The 17,360-nt window shown below is 40.6% G+C and carries 17 protein-coding genes; 11 read left to right on the top strand and 6 right to left on the bottom strand.

Annotated features, from left to right (window positions below; genetic code table 11):
- Nucleotides 1–9: 9 nt before the first annotated feature.
- The 4 genes from KQP79_RS11475 to KQP79_RS11460 form a co-directional block, all read right to left on the bottom strand.
- Nucleotides 10–1,752, bottom strand: coding sequence for a YcaO-like family protein (locus KQP79_RS11475; RefSeq protein WP_061448527.1), 1,743 nt, complete (start codon nt 1,750–1,752; stop codon nt 10–12).
- A gap of 85 nt (nt 1,753–1,837) precedes the next feature.
- The gene (locus KQP79_RS11470) at nt 1,838–2,068 is read right to left on the bottom strand and encodes an XRE family transcriptional regulator (protein ID WP_229092972.1); all 231 of its coding nucleotides are present in this window, start codon (nt 2,066–2,068) and stop codon (nt 1,838–1,840) included.
- 287 nt (nt 2,069–2,355) lie between these two features.
- Nucleotides 2,356–3,366: a GGGtGRT protein gene (locus KQP79_RS11465; protein WP_004296943.1), complete on the bottom strand. Its 1,011-nt coding sequence runs from the start codon at nt 3,364–3,366 to the stop codon at nt 2,356–2,358.
- 20 nt (nt 3,367–3,386) lie between these two features.
- A complete protein-coding gene (locus tag KQP79_RS11460) occupies nt 3,387–4,088 on the bottom strand; it encodes an iron-sulfur cluster assembly scaffold protein (RefSeq protein ID WP_004296942.1) in 702 nt (233 codons plus the stop codon).
- Between the two features lie 238 nt (nt 4,089–4,326).
- Between KQP79_RS11460 and KQP79_RS11455 the strand changes: the two genes are divergently transcribed.
- The 9 genes from KQP79_RS11455 (at nt 4,327) to KQP79_RS11415 (ending at nt 12,737) form a co-directional block, all read left to right on the top strand.
- Complete coding sequence (locus KQP79_RS11455; RefSeq protein WP_008643251.1) at nt 4,327–4,731, top strand: HsmA family protein; 405 nt, start codon at nt 4,327–4,329, stop codon at nt 4,729–4,731.
- A 436-nt stretch (nt 4,732–5,167) separates the two neighbouring features.
- On the top strand, nt 5,168–5,668 hold the full coding sequence (locus KQP79_RS11450; protein ID WP_008643253.1) for a DMP19 family protein: 501 nt from the start codon (nt 5,168–5,170) through the stop codon (nt 5,666–5,668).
- Nucleotides 5,669–5,750: 82 nt separating this feature from the next.
- Nucleotides 5,751–6,509 (top strand): hypothetical protein, encoded by a 759-nt coding sequence (locus KQP79_RS11445; RefSeq protein WP_061448558.1) that lies wholly within the window; start codon nt 5,751–5,753, stop codon nt 6,507–6,509.
- A gap of 32 nt (nt 6,510–6,541) precedes the next feature.
- Entirely contained in the window at nt 6,542–7,087 is a 546-nt protein-coding gene (locus KQP79_RS11440; protein WP_151936715.1) for a Yip1 family protein, read from the top strand.
- 9 nt (nt 7,088–7,096) lie between these two features.
- A complete protein-coding gene (gene smpB / locus KQP79_RS11435; RefSeq protein ID WP_004310798.1) occupies nt 7,097–7,549 on the top strand; it encodes an SsrA-binding protein in 453 nt (150 codons plus the stop codon).
- A gap of 88 nt (nt 7,550–7,637) precedes the next feature.
- Nucleotides 7,638–10,385, top strand: a complete 2,748-nt coding sequence (metH, locus tag KQP79_RS11430; RefSeq protein ID WP_074706082.1) for a methionine synthase — start codon at nt 7,638–7,640, stop codon at nt 10,383–10,385.
- Between the two features lie 11 nt (nt 10,386–10,396).
- Entirely contained in the window at nt 10,397–10,996 is a 600-nt protein-coding gene (locus tag KQP79_RS11425) for a nitroreductase family protein (RefSeq protein ID WP_004310800.1), read from the top strand.
- Nucleotides 10,997–11,067: 71 nt separating this feature from the next.
- Nucleotides 11,068–11,193: a symporter small accessory protein gene (locus tag KQP79_RS11420; protein ID WP_004296931.1), complete on the top strand. Its 126-nt coding sequence runs from the start codon at nt 11,068–11,070 to the stop codon at nt 11,191–11,193.
- Entirely contained in the window at nt 11,190–12,737 is a 1,548-nt protein-coding gene (locus tag KQP79_RS11415) for a sodium:solute symporter family protein (protein WP_004296930.1), read from the top strand. The genes KQP79_RS11420 and KQP79_RS11415 overlap by 4 nt, the downstream gene beginning before the upstream one ends.
- A gap of 36 nt (nt 12,738–12,773) precedes the next feature.
- On the opposite strand, the gene KQP79_RS11410 is transcribed toward KQP79_RS11415, so the two are convergent.
- Both KQP79_RS11410 and udk read right to left on the bottom strand, forming a co-directional pair.
- Nucleotides 12,774–14,165 (bottom strand): transglycosylase SLT domain-containing protein, encoded by a 1,392-nt coding sequence (locus tag KQP79_RS11410; protein WP_004305959.1) that lies wholly within the window; start codon nt 14,163–14,165, stop codon nt 12,774–12,776.
- Nucleotides 14,166–14,182: 17 nt separating this feature from the next.
- Complete coding sequence (gene udk, locus KQP79_RS11405) at nt 14,183–14,794, bottom strand: uridine kinase (protein WP_008648370.1); 612 nt, start codon at nt 14,792–14,794, stop codon at nt 14,183–14,185.
- Between the two features lie 108 nt (nt 14,795–14,902).
- Between udk and KQP79_RS11400 the strand changes: the two genes are divergently transcribed.
- Nucleotides 14,903–15,202, top strand: coding sequence for a Dabb family protein (locus KQP79_RS11400; RefSeq protein WP_008774925.1), 300 nt, complete (start codon nt 14,903–14,905; stop codon nt 15,200–15,202).
- Nucleotides 15,203–15,217: 15 nt separating this feature from the next.
- The gene (locus KQP79_RS11395) at nt 15,218–17,275 is read left to right on the top strand and encodes a protein-disulfide reductase DsbD family protein (protein ID WP_009000895.1); all 2,058 of its coding nucleotides are present in this window, start codon (nt 15,218–15,220) and stop codon (nt 17,273–17,275) included.
- The last annotated feature ends 85 nt before the right edge of the window (nt 17,276–17,360 follow it).

Here is a 17,360-nt window from a genome sequence, read left to right as displayed (position 1 = left end):
TGTTTTTTGTTATAGAGTAAGTAATTGATCTTGATAAATACGATTAATAGTTTGTATATTTAGTATTTGGGTGGCAAACTGAATAACCCGTTTGTAATGGCAAGAAGACTTTATAGGACAGTTCTCACAATCAAAACATTCAGGAAATAAATAGTTTTTCATGATTTTCTGAGTGCTTTTAAAATCAGAGAATACCTCATCTACTTTTTTTGTTGTATAAAATTTGCTTAAGGCTGACCTGATATTAACATCTTTCTCATGATTTTTTTTGAGGTATATATAATCGCGGACACAATGTAGATAGTCGTTATATCGGGCTTCTTTTGATTTATAGAAATCTAAGAAAGAAGTAAAATATTTATATGCTCTCTCGTAGTCATTGAGTTTTATGTAAATCAAGAAAATGAGCAAATCTTTATTTATTACATTGTGAGAGGAAGTGTTGTAGGGGAATAACTTGATTAAATATTCATCAGGATATTTCTCCTCAATGATAGTTGGCAATTGTTCCAATTCTTTTTTGTTTAATTGTTTGAGTCTGTATAATGACCATATTGGCTTGTTGCTATTCAAATATTGTATATAGTCATCTAAAATATCATTGAGTTTGTAATGTTGATCGCTCAACCCTGGTATTATGATTTGATAGGTGGGGAAACCAAGAAAAGAGTGATCTCTTATTAATAATGAATACCCATTTCTTTCTAAAAAATCAACCATAGCATGAAAGTCATCCTGGCTATCTCCTGTTCGCGTTATGACGGGTTCATTAAATTCATAAGATGGAGATGCGAAGAAAAACTCTGTCGGATAGCGACCAGTTCCATTCTTTAGATTTCTATGATACTCTTTGGGGATATTTATCGGTTTATCTAACTCTATCGGGGTAAAAAAAGCATCTTTTTGTTCTCGCCCTTGAAAAATTTCAGTAAAACATCTTTCTAATGCTATTTCCGGACTTAGATCTGCACCTAGTCTGAATGTTATAGTCCCATTACTTGTATTTGTTAATTGTAATCCTATTACAGGGAAGCCTTTTCCTAAAGAGCAGTCTCTAACTTCATAAATATATCCCATGTCTACAAGTTTTTCTAATCTGCTGTGTATAGCAGTTCCCTTAAAGTAGTCAGGGGAGTATACAGGTGGTGTAATTTTTTCCAGATATAGTTTTTGTAGGACATATCTTTCAAATATTTCGTTTATTCCTTGTAAGATTGCTTCGTATGGGGTATTTCCTGCACACATGCCTGTAGAGCTGTTGGCCCTTAAAAGAATGATGGGGACAACTTCTACCTGTTTTTTGGTTATATTGGCAAATGGTACTCCTAGCCAGGATATTTGTTCCGGTAATTTATTCGCGTAACGCTTTGGCTGATAGTTCGGGAAAAAGGTGTTTATCAGTGATATAAAATTAGCTTTTGAAGAGGTTTGTTCTTTTTCATCGGGAAATAGCTGGAACGTACTGCTAGGGATTGCATGTTTGATGGCTTCATTCAATAGTGATTTATTTTGTAGACGTTCCATTAACTCTGCGTAGCCACTGGCTAATGAATAAGCTGGAGTCATGCCTTTCCCATTTGTTCCTACATTTAATTCGGACAGAACATCATTGTTTATTATAATTCTGCAAGAATGAGATAAATAGGCATTGTTATATAATAATTCTTTAGTGTTTATGCCAATATCTTTTAATATGTTTTTTATTTTCTGGATTGTTTGTTCTGGAGAGGCATCTTTATATTCTAATGTCATTTTTGATTGAATTTTGATAAATTATTAATGAGGCAAATATAAAGGGAATTAGTTTGTGTTTTGTATAATGGTTGTGTAGTATTAATCACGAATTCGTGATTAATTTTCTACACTTGTTTAGTTCATAAAGATAATGGATAAAAAAGTTGTAGTTTAAAATTAGGGAAATACGAAGTAATAAGTCTGTATCTATACTTTGACGCTTAAAAATGGAATACACATTACTACGATCGCAATAAAGTTTGTTTGCAAACCATGTAACTGAACGTTCTTGACGATGAAGTTCTTTTTCAATGAGTTCCCCAATGTGTATCATAATATAAAAAGGCGGAACCATTCAATACTTATTTTCAATCTGAGGTACCGCCAAGCACCAAGTCCATAAATAAGTAAGAATAGTTCGCGCCCATAAAGCACAAACTTTCAGTTACTCATTCTCTTGGACTTCAAATTGGCGGTTTTCAGATTGAGAGAATAAGAGCTAAAAGCTCAAGTATCTTTTAATAAATATAGAATGGAAACGCTATTCCAAAAGTTTTTGTTTTTAAATAAAAATAGGAGAGTGCTGTATTGAGCACTCTCCTTATGTATAAAAGTAATAAATTACTTACCCAAAGCCTGAGCTACGTCTACAGCACAAGCCACAGTACAACCTACCATAGGATTGTTACCAATTCCCAGGAATCCCATCATTTCCACGTGAGCAGGAACTGATGAAGAACCAGCGAACTGAGCGTCAGAGTGCATACGACCCATTGTGTCTGTCATACCATAAGAAGCAGGACCGGCAGCCATGTTATCCGGGTGAAGAGTACGACCTGTACCACCACCGGAAGCTACAGAGAAATATGGTTTACCAGCAAGAACACGTTCTTTCTTGTAAGTACCTGCAACTGGATGTTGGAAACGAGTCGGGTTAGTAGAGTTACCTGTGATAGATACGTCTACACCTTCTTTCCACATGATAGCTACACCTTCGCGAACGTCGTCAGCACCATAACATTTTACTTTTGCACGAGGACCGTCAGAGTAAGCGATTTCGCGAACAACTTTCAGTTCACCTGTAAAGTAATCGAATTGAGTCTGAACGTATGTAAAGCCGTTGATACGAGAGATGATCTGAGCAGCGTCTTTTCCAAGACCGTTCAAGATACAACGCAACGGTTCTTTACGTACTTTGTCTGCTTTAGCAGCGATTTTGATAGCACCTTCAGCAGCAGCGAAAGATTCGTGACCTGCCAGGAAAGCGAAACATTTAGTTTCTTCGCGCAGCAACATAGCAGCGAGGTTACCATGGCCGATACCAACCTTACGGTCGTCAGCTACAGAACCCGGGATGCAGAATGCTTGCAGACCGATACCGATAGCTTCAGCAGCTTCAGCAGCGTTTGTGCAGTTTTTCTTAAGAGCAATGGCAGTACCTACTACATAAGCCCATTTTGCGTTTTCAAAACAGATAGGCTGAGTTTCTTCACACGTTTTATAAGGATCAAGTCCGGCAGCTTCGCAGATAGCGTTAGCTTCTTCGATGTCTTTGATGCCGTTAGCGTTCAAGGCTTCAATGATACCTTTGATACGACGGTCTTGGCTTTCGAATTTTACTTCTCTAATCATAGTTTTCTTTCCTCCTTATATTATTCGTGACGTGGATCAATAGATTTAACTGCTCCCTGTTCTGCTGTTACGCGTCCATAAGTACCTGTAACTTTCTTCAAAGCTTCGTTAGCATCAGTACCTTTCTTGATTTCGTCCATGAACTTACCCATGTGTACGAATTCGTATCCGCAGATTTCGTCGTTCTTGTCCAAGAAGATTTGTTTGATATAACCTTCTGCCATTTCAAGGTAACGAGGACCTTTAGCCAAAGTACCATAAAGAGTACCTACCTGGCTACGCAGACCTTTACCCAAGTCTTCCAAACCTGCACCGATAATCAAACCACCTTCAGAGAAAGCTGATTGAGTACGTCCGTATACGATTTGCAAGAAAAGTTCGCGCATTGCAGTGTTGATAGCGTCGCAAACAAGGTCAGTGTTTAATGCTTCAAGAACTGTTTTACCCGGAAGGATTTCAGAAGCCATAGCAGCTGAGTGAGTCATACCAGAGCAACCGATTGTTTCGATCAAGGCTTCCTGGATGATACCTTCTTTAACGTTCAGTGTCAGTTTACAAGCACCTTGTTGAGGAGCGCACCAACCGATACCGTGTGTCAAACCAGAAATATCAACGATTTCTTTAGATTTTACCCATTTGCCTTCTTCGGGTATGGGAGCCGGTCCGTGGTTAGGACCCTTCTTTACAACACACATGTGTTCCACTTCGTGTGAATAAGTCATAATTAGCTCTTTTTTTAAGTGATATAATTAAAAATACGTAGTCACGATTCTCTAAATCGCCCACAAAGGTAGTCGATTTATTTGTTTCTGCAAATCGCCTTTTATTACTTTTTTGTGAAAAGAGACAAATCTGTTTACGTTTTTTCGTCGTTTGTAAAGTCGGGATTGCATTTGTGAAAGATTGAGACCGCGAGAACTATCTATCCTGTGCTTTGTTGTTATTAGAAAAAGAAAATTTATGGAACTGAATCAGATAGATATACATTATTTAATAGCGGCAATTTGCGTTATTTCATCTGCGCTTGTGTTTTATACGATAGGTGTTTGGGGAGAACGTCTTCAAAGGAAATTAAAGTTTTGGCATATCATTTTCTTTCTTCTCGGGTTGCTGGCCGACACGGTGGGTACAAGCCTGATGGAGCATATTGCCGAACTGACTCATCTGCATGACGAAATGCATACGGTGACAGGGGCAATTGCTATTCTTCTGATGTTTGTACATGCGTTATGGGCGATATGGACCTATGTGAAGGGAACGCCTATAGAAAAGAGACATTTTAATCGTTTCAGCATTGTAGTTTGGTGCATTTGGCTTATACCTTATTTAATAGGAGTTTATTTGGGGATGCGATTACATGTATAATAAATAGCCTGAATAGAGCCGGCTATTCATAAATCACCTTACAATATTCTTGTCGGCTGACTATAGCCGGCCATTCAGACAACTATCGTTGTCTGATTAGCCGACTGGAGTTGACTGGATAGCCAACTGGAGTCGTCTGTTATTAAACAGTTGCTTTCCATTCGGGATATATATGCTATTTGCCTGTTTCTATTAATATAGCAAGTATTGGTTCTCACTATGTGGTGAAACTGTGAAATACATATTCTGTGAAGGATGTGAATACCGTGTTTTATATAATTTGTTCACAGGAAGTGTCTGTAAATGAGTTGATATGCGTCGTGTGAAGGCAGTGGAGGATAGATAATGAAGTTAAGACAGGTAAGATTGTGGAAGGATTATTACTGGATGTAGAATAAAATTCGTAGCTTTGCTGCATAATTTATATAAGAAAGTTATGATCGAAGTTGTAGAATCTACTTTGCAAAAGGCTGCGGGTGAAGGAATGGATGAATTTATCCAGGCGTTTACAGATAAATATAAAGAGATTATCGGTGGCGAACTAACCGCTGAAACAATGCCTCTGCTGACAGGGGAACAACATTCTTTGCTGGCTTATCAGATTTTTCGTGATGAGGTGATGGCGGGGGGATTTTGCCAATTGATTCAGAATGGTTATGGTGGTTATATATTTGATAATCCGTTTGCGAAAGTGATGCGTTTATGGGGAGCGGAAGAGTTTTCGAAATTAGTTTATAAGGCTAAGAAAATCTTTGATGCCAACCGGAAAGACTTGGAAAAGGAACGGACGGATGATGAATTTATGGCTATGTACGAGCAATATGAAGCTTTTGATGACTTGGAAGAAGCCTATTTAGAAATGGAAGAACAGGTCACAGCATTGATTGCAAGCTATGTAGATGAACATTTGGAACTTTTTGCAAAAATAATAAAGTAACGGATGCAGTATTTTTTAAGTACTTGCATTTATTAATTATGAATTAGAATTTATATCTTTGCAAAATCTAAAAAATATGTTTATGAAACAAGTGAAATTTTTCTTGGTGGCTTTGATGGCTGTGGTTATGGGTATGTCAGTTACTTCTTGTATGAATGGAGATGATAACCACAATGTTACAATGACTGTTCCTGTTAAGTATAATTATTCATCATTTTTGATGGGTGATGGAACTACTAAGTTGGTTCCAACTACAGAATTAGGTTTATTGGATGGGACTATGTTTATAATTTCATGCCAATATGACCAATCACAGGTGACAGCAAACAGTACTAGTATACCAGTTACTTTGCTATCTACTCCGCTTTGTATTGACCCTAAAGGTAATGAAACTTTGACTCAAACAAAAACGGAACCTACTAATCCTCTTTATTCATTGGATAAGCAACAGTCAAGTTTAGTTTATTATGATAAAAATACGATTGTTTTGACAATGCCATATTGGGTGAAAGTTACAAACTCTAGTGTTGAAGATTCAGAAGTAAAGAAACATTCATTTTGTCTTTCCTATAATCCTGATGAAATAGAAAGCAATGCTACTAAGTTGAATTTATATATTAGTCACCGTGTTGAGGATGGAGAGGAAAGTGTAACTCGTTCCAACTTCACATATGCTTATAGAGCTTATTCAATCAGTTCAGCTCTTTATCAGTTTAAAGAGAAAACAGGTAAATTGCCGCAATATTTGGTGCTAAAAGCTGAAACCAATAGCTCAAAAGATGAATTGAAAGACGAGAATGGGGAAACTTCGGTTGAATATCAATATGCATTTACAGAATAACATTGAATTACAAGGAACTATTTAACATAGCAATGAAATTGATTTCCTCTCCGGCCAAGGCCTGGGAGGAAATTTCTATGGAAGAGGATAGGCGAAAAGTATATATGGCTTTTGTCTATCCTATGATTGGTTTATGCGGTCTGTCCGTATTCATCGGTTCGTTATTGACGAATGGATGGGGAGGTCCGCAAAGTTTCCAGATAGCTATGACCAATTGTTGCGCCGTAGCTGTAGCCTTGTTCGGTGGCTATTTTCTGGCAGCTTATGCCATCAATGAAATGGGAACAAGAATGTTTGGCATGCATAGCAATATGCCGTTGACACAACAGTTTGCAGGATATGCATTGGTTGTGTCTTTCCTGCTTCAGATAGTAACCGGACTATTACCTGATTTTAGAATTATTGCTTGGTTGCTGCAGTTCTACATCGTCTATGTGGTATGGGAGGGAGTTCCTATACTGATGGGAGTAGAAGAAAAACAACGATTAAAATACACCCTTTTGTCGTCTGTATTGTTAATACTATGTCCGGCGGTGATACAGATCGTGTTTAATAGACTGACGGCTATACTTAATTAATGAGTAAAGATGAAACAACCTCCTGTAAATATAAAGAATAAACGGGCTACGTTTGATTACGAGCTGATAGATACCTACACAGCAGGTATTGTATTGACCGGTACGGAAATAAAGTCCATTCGTTTGGGAAAAGCCAGTCTGGTAGATACGTTTTGCTATTTTACGAAAGGCGAATTGTGGGTGAAGAATATGCACATTGCCGAATATTTCTATGGATCGTACAATAACCATACGGCACGTAGAGAGAGGAAGTTGTTGCTTAGTAAAAAAGAATTGGAGAAACTTCAGCGGGAGATGAAAAATCCCGGCTTTACGATTGTTCCTGTACGCTTGTTTATCAATGAAAAAGGTTTGGCGAAACTGGTAGTCGCTTTGGCGAAAGGTAAGAAAGAATACGATAAACGAGAATCTATAAAGGAGAAAGACGACCGTAGAGATATGGCAAGAATGTTCAAGCGGTAAGTAAAACCGCTATAAGATAAACACCGGACTGCGAAGAGTCTGGCAGAAGATGGCAGAGTAGGTAATTAGGTATTAATGTGATAGGGTAATGAAAAAGACAATTTCTCAAGTCGTATCCGAGCGCATCCTTATTCTGGATGGGGCAATGGGTACAATGATTCAACAATATAACCTCAAGGAAGAAGATTTTCGTGGTGAACGGTTTGCGCATATCCCCGGACAGTTGAAAGGGAATAACGACTTATTGTGTCTTACACGTCCCGACGTGATTCAGGATATTCATCGTAAATACTTGGAAGCAGGTGCGGATATCATCGAAACCAATACATTCAGTTCGACTACAGTTTCTATGGCTGATTATCACGTAGAAGAATACGTGCGTGAGATGAATCTGGCAGCCGTAAAACTAGCCCGTGACCTTGCCGACGAGTACACTGCAAAGAATCCCGATAAACCGCGTTTTGTAGCCGGTTCTGTGGGACCAACCAATAAGACTTGCTCTATGAGCCCGGACGTGAACAACCCGGCTTATCGTGCTTTGAGTTACGACGAACTGGCTGCATCCTATCAGCAACAAATGGAAGCAATGCTCGAAGGTGGGGTAGACGCCATTCTGATTGAGACAATCTTTGATACCCTAAATGCCAAAGCTGCAATTTTTGCTGCCGAACAAGCCATGAAAATGACAGGCATAGAAGTGCCGATCATGTTATCTGTAACAGTGTCTGATATTGGCGGACGAACATTGTCCGGACAAACATTGGATGCATTTCTGGCTTCTGTGCAACATGCCAATATATTTTCAGTCGGTTTGAATTGCTCATTCGGTGCCCGTCAGTTGAAGCCGTTCCTGGAACAGCTGGCATCCCGTGCACCTTATTATATTAGTGCCTATCCGAATGCCGGGTTACCGAATAGTCTGGGTAAGTATGACCAGACACCTGCGGATATGGCTCATGAAGTGAGAGAATATATTGAAGAAGGATTAATCAATATTATTGGTGGCTGTTGTGGTACGACAGATGCTTATATTGCTGAATATCCCGCCCTTGTAGAAGGAGCTAAACCACACGTTCCTGCCTCTGCGCCGGATTGTATGTGGCTCTCCGGACTTGAACTGTTGGAGGTGAAGCCGGAAATAAACTTTGTGAATGTCGGCGAACGTTGCAACGTAGCCGGTTCGCGCAAGTTCCTTCGTCTCATCAATGAAAAGAAATATGATGAAGCCCTTTCTATCGCCCGCCAACAAGTGGAGGACGGTGCTTTAGTGATTGACGTCAATATGGACGATGGATTGTTGGAGGCAAAGACAGAGATGACTATTTTCCTGAATCTTATCATGTCCGAACCGGAAATAGCCCGTGTTCCGATTATGATCGATTCTTCCAAATGGGAAGTTATTGAAGCCGGACTGAAGTGTCTTCAGGGCAAATCAATCGTCAATTCTATTTCTTTGAAAGAGGGAGAGGAAGTTTTCCTTGAACATGCCCGAATCATCCGGCAATATGGAGCCGCTGCTGTGGTCATGGCGTTCGACGAGAAAGGACAGGCAGATACAGCCGCCCGTAAAATCGAAGTTTGCCAACGGGCTTACCTTCTTTTGGTTGACAAAATTGGTTTTAATCCTCACGATATTATTTTTGACCCCAATGTGCTTGCTGTAGCTACGGGGATTGAAGAACATAATAACTATGCTGTAGATTTTATTGAAGCTACCGCTTGGATAAAGAAAAATCTCCCTGGTGCACACATCAGCGGAGGAGTCAGCAACCTCTCTTTCTCTTTCCGTGGCAACAATTATATCCGTGAGGCCATGCATGCAGTGTTCCTTTATCACGCCATCCAACAAGGAATGGACATGGGGATTGTGAATCCGGGAACTTCCGTATTGTACACTGATATTCCGGCTGATGTCTTGGAAAAGATAGAAGATGTTGTCTTAAACCGTCGTCTGGATGCGGCGGAACGGCTTATCGAATTAGCGGAATCTCTGAAAGCAAACATGAGCGAAACTGCCGGACAACCGGCTGTCAAGCAAGATGCCTGGAGAGAAGGAACTGTTCAGGAACGTTTGAAGTATGCCTTGATGAAAGGAATTGGAGATTTTCTGGAACAGGACTTGGCAGAGGCATTGCCTCTTTATGATAAAGCTGTCGATGTAATTGAAGGACCGCTGATGGATGGAATGAACCATGTTGGTGAACTGTTTGGTGCCGGTAAGATGTTTCTTCCCCAGGTTGTGAAGACTGCCCGCACCATGAAGAAAGCCGTAGCTATCTTGCAACCGATCATTGAATCGGAAAAAGTGGAAGGAAGTGCTTCGGCAGGTAAAGTGCTACTGGCAACTGTAAAGGGGGATGTGCACGACATCGGAAAAAACATTGTAGCTGTAGTGATGGCCTGCAATGGTTATGATATTGTAGATTTAGGAGTAATGGTTCCTGCAGAAACCATCGTTCAGCGTGCTATTGAAGAAAAGGTAGATATGATCGGGTTGAGTGGACTGATTACTCCATCTTTGGAAGAAATGGCTCACGTGGCTGTTGAACTTGAAAAAGCAGGTTTGGATATTCCTCTTTTGATTGGTGGAGCCACTACATCGAAGATGCATACGGCATTAAAGATTGCTCCTGTTTATCATGCTCCGGTAGTACACCTGAAAGATGCTTCCCAAAATGCAAGTGTCGCTTCCAAATTGCTCAACCCGCAGGCAAAAGCCGAGCTGGTGAATGAATTGGAAACAGAATATGAAGCACTCCGTGAAAAGAGTGGGCTGATGAAGCGTGAAACTGTTTCGTTGGAAGAAGCACAGAAAAATAAGTTGAACCTGTTTTAAACATTGTCACAATGAAAAAGATTTTCTCTTTCTTATGTCTGATTGTAGCAGTCACTGCTATGACCTCCTGTTCTTCTGCAAAAGAAGAAAAAGGAACATCCGGAACCGGAAATGCTGTGTTGGATAATATTTTCGAGCGCAAAAGTGTGCGTGCTTATCTGAATAAAGGAGTAGAGAAAGAGAAAATCGACTTTATGCTTCGTGCCGGAATGGCTGCTCCTACGGGTAGGGATATCCGTCCATGGGAATTTGTGGTAGTATCTGATCGTGCCAAACTAGATTCAATGGCAGCAGCACTTCCTTATGCCAAAATGCTGACGCAGGCCCGTAACGCCATCATCGTCTGTGGAGATTCAGTACGCTCGTCATATTGGTATTTAGATTGTTCTGCAGCAGCACAGAATATTTTGTTGGCTGCTGAAAGTCTGGGATTGGGTGCTGTATGGACAGCGGCCTATCCTTATGAAGACCGTATGCAAGTAGTGCGTAAATATACTAACCTGCCCGATAATATTCTTCCGCTTTGTGTCATTCCTTTTGGCTATCCGGCTACAAAAGAGAACCCGAAACAGAAATTTGACGAGAAAAAGATACATTATAATCAGTATTAGTAAACAAAAGTTTTGTCTTTTCAATAATTTCCTTACATTTGCGTCCAAATTGATTAAAATCTGATACGCAAATGTTTGGAATAGACGACCCTTTTATTATTCTGCCTTACCTGCTTTCGGTGGTATGTGTGATTTTTGCTGCCTGGTTTGGGCTGAAATATTGGAATAAGGACGACGAAAAAGACGAAACCCGATGAATACATTTACTCTTGGACTAATTGTGGTAGCTTATCTGCTGTCACTGGCCTACCTCGGCTTTTTGGGATATAAGAAAACAACGAATACCAGTGATTATTTAGTAGGCGGACGTCAGATGAATCCTATCGTAATGGCACTTTCTTATGGTGCTACGTTTATTTCTGCATCTGCTATTGTAGGTTTTGGAGGAGTGGCGGCTGCTTTTGGAATGGGTATTCAGTGGCTCTGTTTCCTCAATATGTTTGTTGGGGTGGTTATAGCTTTTATCTTTTTCGGTTTGCGTACCCGGCGTATGGGGGCGAAGTTGAATGTGAGTACTTTCCCTCAATTATTAGGCCGTCATTTCCGTTCCCGTAATATACAGGTATTTATTGCTGCTGTTATTTTCATCGGAATGCCGCTTTATGCAGCGGTTGTAATGAAAGGTGGAGCCGTATTCATCGAACAAATCTTTCAGATTGATTTCAATGTTTCCTTATTGATATTTACCTTGGTTATTGCTGCTTATGTCATAGCAGGGGGAATGAAAGGAGTAATGTATACAGATGCTTTGCAAGGAGTTATCATGTTTGGCTGTATGTTATTTCTGTTGTTTTCTTTGTATCAGGTGCTTGATATGAACTTTATCGAAGCTAATAAAGAATTGACTGCCATTGCTCCGCTAGTTCCGGAAAAGTTTAAAGCGCTAGGACATCAAGGATGGACTGCAATGCCCATCACAGGTTCTCCACAATGGTATTCGCTGGTAACTTCTCTCATTTTAGGAGTAGGAATCGGCTGTCTTGCACAGCCGCAGTTAGTGGTTCGCTTTATGACCGTGGAGAGTAGCAAGCAGTTGAACCGCGGTGTATTTATCGGTTGTTTCTTTCTGATTATAACAGTAGGGGCTATCTATCATGCTGGAGCCTTGAGTAATCTTTTCTTCCTGAAAACAGAAGGAGCGGTTGCTACCGAAGTTGTGCAGGATATTGATAAGATAATTCCATATTTTATTAATAAAGCGATGCCCGACTGGTTTGCCGCACTCTTTATGTTGTGCATCCTTTCAGCCAGTATGTCTACGTTAAGTTCGCAGTTCCATACGATGGGTGCTTCGGTAGGCTCTGATATTTACGGAACTTATAAACCCCGTTCACGGAATAAACTTACCAATGTGATCCGTCTGGGCGTATTATTCTCTATCCTGGTCAGCTATATTATTTGTTATATGTTGCCTCATGATATTATAGCCCGCGGAACTTCTATCTTTATGGGAATTTGTGCAGCCGCTTTTCTTCCGGCCTATTTCTGTGCTTTATATTGGAAGAAAGCTACTAAACAAGGTGTCATGGCAAGTCTTTGGGTGGGAACAATCGGCAGTCTGTTTGCTCTTGTGTTTCTTCATCAGAAAGAATCTGAAGCATTAGGTATCTGTAAAGCGTTATTCGGACGGGATGTGTTGATTACCACTTATCCTTTCCCTGTGATTGACCCGATATTATTTGCCTTACCATTATCTGTATTGGCTATTGTCGTAATCAGTCTGATGACCTATAGGAAATAAGTATTAGGTATTACACCTAATACTTAATACTTTATCTCATGCTTTTATTTTCTTTTTGTAGGATTCGTAGCGCGACATAATATCTCGAACGAAATTGTAAGTCTCGATGCCACGGAAATATCCGTTTTTGCAGACAGGATCGTTGAAGTATTCTTGATTGCTTTTAAGCAAGATGAAGTTTTCTACATTATCTTTCCATACTAATTTGTTTTTCCCGTATTTTTCGGCTAGTGCCATTGCGTCATATATATGTCCCAAACCGGCATTGTAAGATGCCAGGATAAAATTGAGCCGTTCCTGCTTATCGGGAATCATGCTGAAACTCCGGTCGGTGGCAGTAATATATTTGATAGCCGCTTTCACACTTTCCTCCGGATTCTGCTCTTTGCCGGGAGGTACTCCCATTGCACGTGCTGTGGCAGGCATTAACTGCATGAGTCCTTTGGCACCTGCCCAAGATACAGCGGTAGTGTCAAAATTGGATTCTGTATACGCTAATGATGCAAGCATGCGCCAGTCCCAGCCGATGTCTTTGGAATACTTCTTGAATAAATGGTCATAATGAGATATCTTTCCTTCTTTTAAGGAGAGGATAGGAGAGTGCGGCATCATTTTACTATTCTCAAAATAACGTTTCATACTCGCTGTGTAAGCAGGAGAAGTCATGTTTTCCTGATGCCATTGGGTAGCAGCGGCTGCGAGCTCGGGGCTGTCTTTTCGTACCGCCCACGAAGAACGTTGATCGAAACTGATGGACAGGCCGATATTTAAATTGGGATAATAGGTCTTATTAAGTCTGGCTAAATCATTGTCGGCCACCGTATACAGAATTTTTCCTTGCGCTACTTGCGTAATCAAGTCCTCAATAGTGATACTGTCATTGGTGACTTCATGAATCCGGATACCTCCTCCTAATTCACTATTCAGATTGACGAGGCGGTCATAATATTTCCCTGGTTTTACGTATATATCTTTTCCGACCAGTTCGGTTACATCTTTCAACGGCTTCTGTTTTCCTCTTCCTTGCTGAACAATTACCTGGTGAGTAATTACATCTTCGCCACAATAAAGAAGACTGTCTTTCCACTCTTTGGTGATTGGCAGATTATAGGCAATCATGTCTCCTTCACCTGCCAATAATTTTTGGATCATTTCGTCGACGCTGTTGGCTACTTCAATCCTAAGTTTTAGTCCCAGGCTTTTGGCAAACTGTTCACTAAGTTCATATTGGAACCCCATTTCTTGTCCCCGGTAAATGAAATAGGAAGTAGAGCTATATAATGTCAATACAACGAGTTCGCCACTATCTTTTATTTGTGGAAGATCACGCGCTGTCTCATCCATCTTGTTATGATGCTTATTCCGGCATCCGAGCATACAACAAAATAGAATAAGAAATAAAGGAATACTCAGTGTCTTGACATTCATTTCTTAATTTTTAATTTTTAATTCTTAAGGTGCTTCTTGATGTACATAGTCAGTATATCAATAGCTACCCTATTACTGCCTCCTTCCGGTACAATAAGGTCGGCATATCGTTTGCAAGGTTCGATAAATTGCAGGTGCATAGGTTTTAAAACCCGTGTATAGCGTTCCATTACAGCTTCGGCAGTACGTCCGCGCTCAATGACATCTCTCTGAATGACACGAATCAGGCGTTCGTCGGGATCGGCATCAACAAATATTTTGAGGTCCATCATATTGCGCAGCTTTTTATCACATAAGGCAAGGATTCCTTCAATGATAACCACCTCACGAGGTTCGATATGAATGGTTTCGGGCTGGCGCGTGCATGTGAGATAAGAATAGGTGGGCTGTTCGATACTCTTCCCTTCTTTCAGCGTCATGACATGCTTGGATAGCAGACTCCATTCAAAAGCATCCGGATGGTCAAAATTGATATTCTGGCGTTCTTCAACCGGGACATGACTACTGTCTTTGTAGTATGAATCCTGTGGTAAGAGTACTACTTCTCCTGCGGGGAGGCTTTCTATAATTTTCCGTACGACGGTGGTCTTTCCGGAGCCCGTTCCGCCTGCTATTCCTATAATTAACATCTCTTTAAATGTATATTTGAACCAAATAGAGTATTTTTGCATTACTATTAATGTGGTAAACGCATTAACAAGACAAATATAGAAACAATTCATTAAAATAACAACGTAATGGTAAAACACATTGTATTATTTAAGTTAAAAGACGAAGTTCCTGCTGAAGGGAAACTGGAAGTCATGACTAAATTCAAGGAAGCGATAGAAGCTCTTCCTGCTAAAATTTCTGTAATTCGCAAAGTGGAGGTCGGATTGAATATGAATCCTGGTGAAACATGGAATATTGCGCTTTACAGTGAGTTTGATACACTAGAAGATGTTAGATTCTACGCAACACATCCCGATCACGTAGCTGCCGGAAAGATTCTGGCTGAAACGAAGGAGAGCCGTGCGTGCGTAGACTATGAATTATAAACCCCAAAAATAAAGATGAGAAAAATAATTTCTTTCCTGCTTTTAAGCTTTGTTGTATATGCATTGCAAGCGCAGATCAAAGATCCGGTAAAGTTTAAAACAGAGCTGACAGCTCTCTCCGATACGGAGGCAGAGGTGGTGTTTACAGCTACCATGGATAAAGGTTGGCATGTTTATTCTACCGATCTGGGAGATGGCGGCCCTATTTCCGCAACATTCAATGTTGATAATAAATCGGGTGTCGAGCTTGTAGGCAAACTGAAGCCTGTAGGCAAAGAAGTATCTACTTTCGATAAATTGTTCGAAATGAAGGTACGCTATTTCGAGAATACAGCAAAGTTTGTGCAGAAAGTAAAATTCACGGGTGGAGCTTACGCAATCGAAGGTTATCTGGAATATGGAGCTTGTGATGACGAGAGTTGTCTGCCTCCTACTCAGGTGCCGTTTAAGTATTCCGGAGTAGCAAAAGCCGGAAATGCCGCTGCAACAAAAACAGAGCAACCGGAGCAAAAGGTAGCGGATAAGCAAAAAGAAGAACCCGTTCCTGCTGCTACGAAAGATTCTTCTGCGATGATGGAACTGGTGCCTGCAACTACAACCGAAGCTGCTACGGATATTCAGCCTGCTGTTGCATCGGGTGATCTTTGGAAACCGGTAATCAGTGATTTACAAGCCTTAGGAGAAGAACATGGTCAGGAAGACATGTCCTGGATATATATATTCATAACAGGTTTTCTGGGTGGATTATTGGCATTGTTTACCCCTTGTGTATGGCCGATTATTCCGATGACAGTCAGTTTCTTCTTAAAACGTAGTAAAGACAAAAAGAAAGGAATTCGTGATGCGTGGACATACGGTGCATCTATCGTAGTGATTTATGTGGCATTGGGCTTGGCTATTACTTTGATTTTCGGAGCCAGTGCATTAAACGCTTTATCTACCAATGCTATTTTCAACATTCTCTTCTTCCTGATGCTGGTGATTTTTGCTGCTTCATTCTTTGGAGCGTTTGAAATCAGGCTGCCGTCGAAGTGGGGAAATGCAGTAGATAGCAAAGCTGAATCTACGACCGGATTGCTAAGTATTTTCCTGATGGCTTTCACGCTTTCATTGGTATCTTTCTCTTGTACAGGTCCGATTATCGGCTTCTTGCTGGTACAGGTATCTACAACAGGAAGCGTAGTTGCTCCGGCAATCGGTATGTTAGGATTTGCCATCGCTTTGGCATTGCCGTTTACACTCTTCGCCCTGTTCCCGTCTTGGCTGAAATCGATGCCAAAGTCCGGCGGATGGATGAATGTTATCAAGGTTACGCTGGGTTTCCTCGAATTAGCATTTGCACTTAAATTCTTGTCAGTTGCTGATTTGGCTTATGGTTGGAGATTGCTTGACCGCGAAACATTCCTGGCTTTATGGATTGTCATCTTTGCTTTGCTTGGATTCTACCTGTTGGGCAAGATCAAATTCCCGCACGATGACGATGATAATAAGGTGGGAGTAACCCGCTTCTTTATGGCGTTAATCTCTTTAGCATTTGCCGTATATATGGTTCCCGGTTTGTGGGGAGCACCATTGAAAGCCGTATCTGCATTTGCTCCGCCTATGCAGACGCAAGATTTCAATCTGCATAAGAATGATGTACACGCGAAATTCGATGACTATGATTTAGGAATGGAATATGCCCGTCTGAACGGAAAACCGGTTATGCTCGACTTTACCGGATATGGTTGCGTAAACTGCCGTAAGATGGAAGCAGCGGTATGGACTGACCCGAAAGTGAGTGATTTGATTAATAACGACTACGTATTGATTACACTTTATGTAGATAATAAAACTCCGTTGACTGAACCTGTGAAGATTATCGAAAACGGTACAGAACGTACTTTGCGTACTGTCGGCGATAAATGGAGCTATCTGCAACGTGTGAAATTCGGAGCTAATGCCCAGCCTTTCTATGTATTGCTGGACAATCAGGGTAAACCGTTGAATAAGTCGTATGCTTATAACGAAGATATTCCTAAGTATATTGAATTCTTACAGACCGGATTGGAGAATTATAAGAAAGGAAAATAATGATTTCTCCGATAATGACCAATCTTGGATAATGAATAAAAAAGCGGTCTCATCTTTTCGATGAGGCCGCTTTTTGAATAGAATA

The sequence above is a fragment of the Bacteroides sp. DH3716P genome (genome assembly GCF_025914115.1).
In the GTDB taxonomy this organism is placed as follows: Bacteria; Bacteroidota; Bacteroidia; order Bacteroidales; family Bacteroidaceae; genus Bacteroides; species Bacteroides ovatus.
This window is presented reverse-complemented; position numbering and strand designations above follow the sequence as displayed.

Bases quoted from the DNA above. Each gene is read 5' to 3' on its own strand.
- KQP79_RS11440 (WP_151936715.1), top strand. From the start codon at position 6,542: ATGAAATTGATTTCCTCTCCGGCCAAGGCCTGGGAGGAAATTTCTATG.
- metH (WP_074706082.1), top strand. From the start codon at position 7,638: ATGAAAAAGACAATTTCTCAAGTCGTATCCGAGCGCATCCTTATTCTG.
- KQP79_RS11450 (WP_008643253.1), top strand. From the start codon at position 5,168: ATGATCGAAGTTGTAGAATCTACTTTGCAAAAGGCTGCGGGTGAAGGA.
- KQP79_RS11460 (WP_004296942.1), bottom strand. From the start codon at position 4,088: ATGACTTATTCACACGAAGTGGAACACATGTGTGTTGTAAAGAAGGGT.
- KQP79_RS11475 (WP_061448527.1), bottom strand. From the start codon at position 1,752: ATGACATTAGAATATAAAGATGCCTCTCCAGAACAAACAATCCAGAAA.
- smpB (WP_004310798.1), top strand. From the start codon at position 7,097: ATGAAACAACCTCCTGTAAATATAAAGAATAAACGGGCTACGTTTGAT.
- KQP79_RS11425 (WP_004310800.1), top strand. From the start codon at position 10,397: ATGAAAAAGATTTTCTCTTTCTTATGTCTGATTGTAGCAGTCACTGCT.
- KQP79_RS11400 (WP_008774925.1), top strand. From the start codon at position 14,903: ATGGTAAAACACATTGTATTATTTAAGTTAAAAGACGAAGTTCCTGCT.
- KQP79_RS11455 (WP_008643251.1), top strand. From the start codon at position 4,327: ATGGAACTGAATCAGATAGATATACATTATTTAATAGCGGCAATTTGC.
- KQP79_RS11415 (WP_004296930.1), top strand. From the start codon at position 11,190: ATGAATACATTTACTCTTGGACTAATTGTGGTAGCTTATCTGCTGTCA.
- KQP79_RS11420 (WP_004296931.1), top strand. From the start codon at position 11,068: ATGTTTGGAATAGACGACCCTTTTATTATTCTGCCTTACCTGCTTTCG.
- KQP79_RS11395 (WP_009000895.1), top strand. From the start codon at position 15,218: ATGAGAAAAATAATTTCTTTCCTGCTTTTAAGCTTTGTTGTATATGCA.
- KQP79_RS11445 (WP_061448558.1), top strand. From the start codon at position 5,751: ATGAAACAAGTGAAATTTTTCTTGGTGGCTTTGATGGCTGTGGTTATG.
- KQP79_RS11470 (WP_229092972.1), bottom strand. From the start codon at position 2,068: ATGATACACATTGGGGAACTCATTGAAAAAGAACTTCATCGTCAAGAA.
- KQP79_RS11410 (WP_004305959.1), bottom strand. From the start codon at position 14,165: ATGAATGTCAAGACACTGAGTATTCCTTTATTTCTTATTCTATTTTGT.
- udk (WP_008648370.1), bottom strand. From the start codon at position 14,794: ATGTTAATTATAGGAATAGCAGGCGGAACGGGCTCCGGAAAGACCACC.
- KQP79_RS11465 (WP_004296943.1), bottom strand. From the start codon at position 3,366: ATGATTAGAGAAGTAAAATTCGAAAGCCAAGACCGTCGTATCAAAGGT.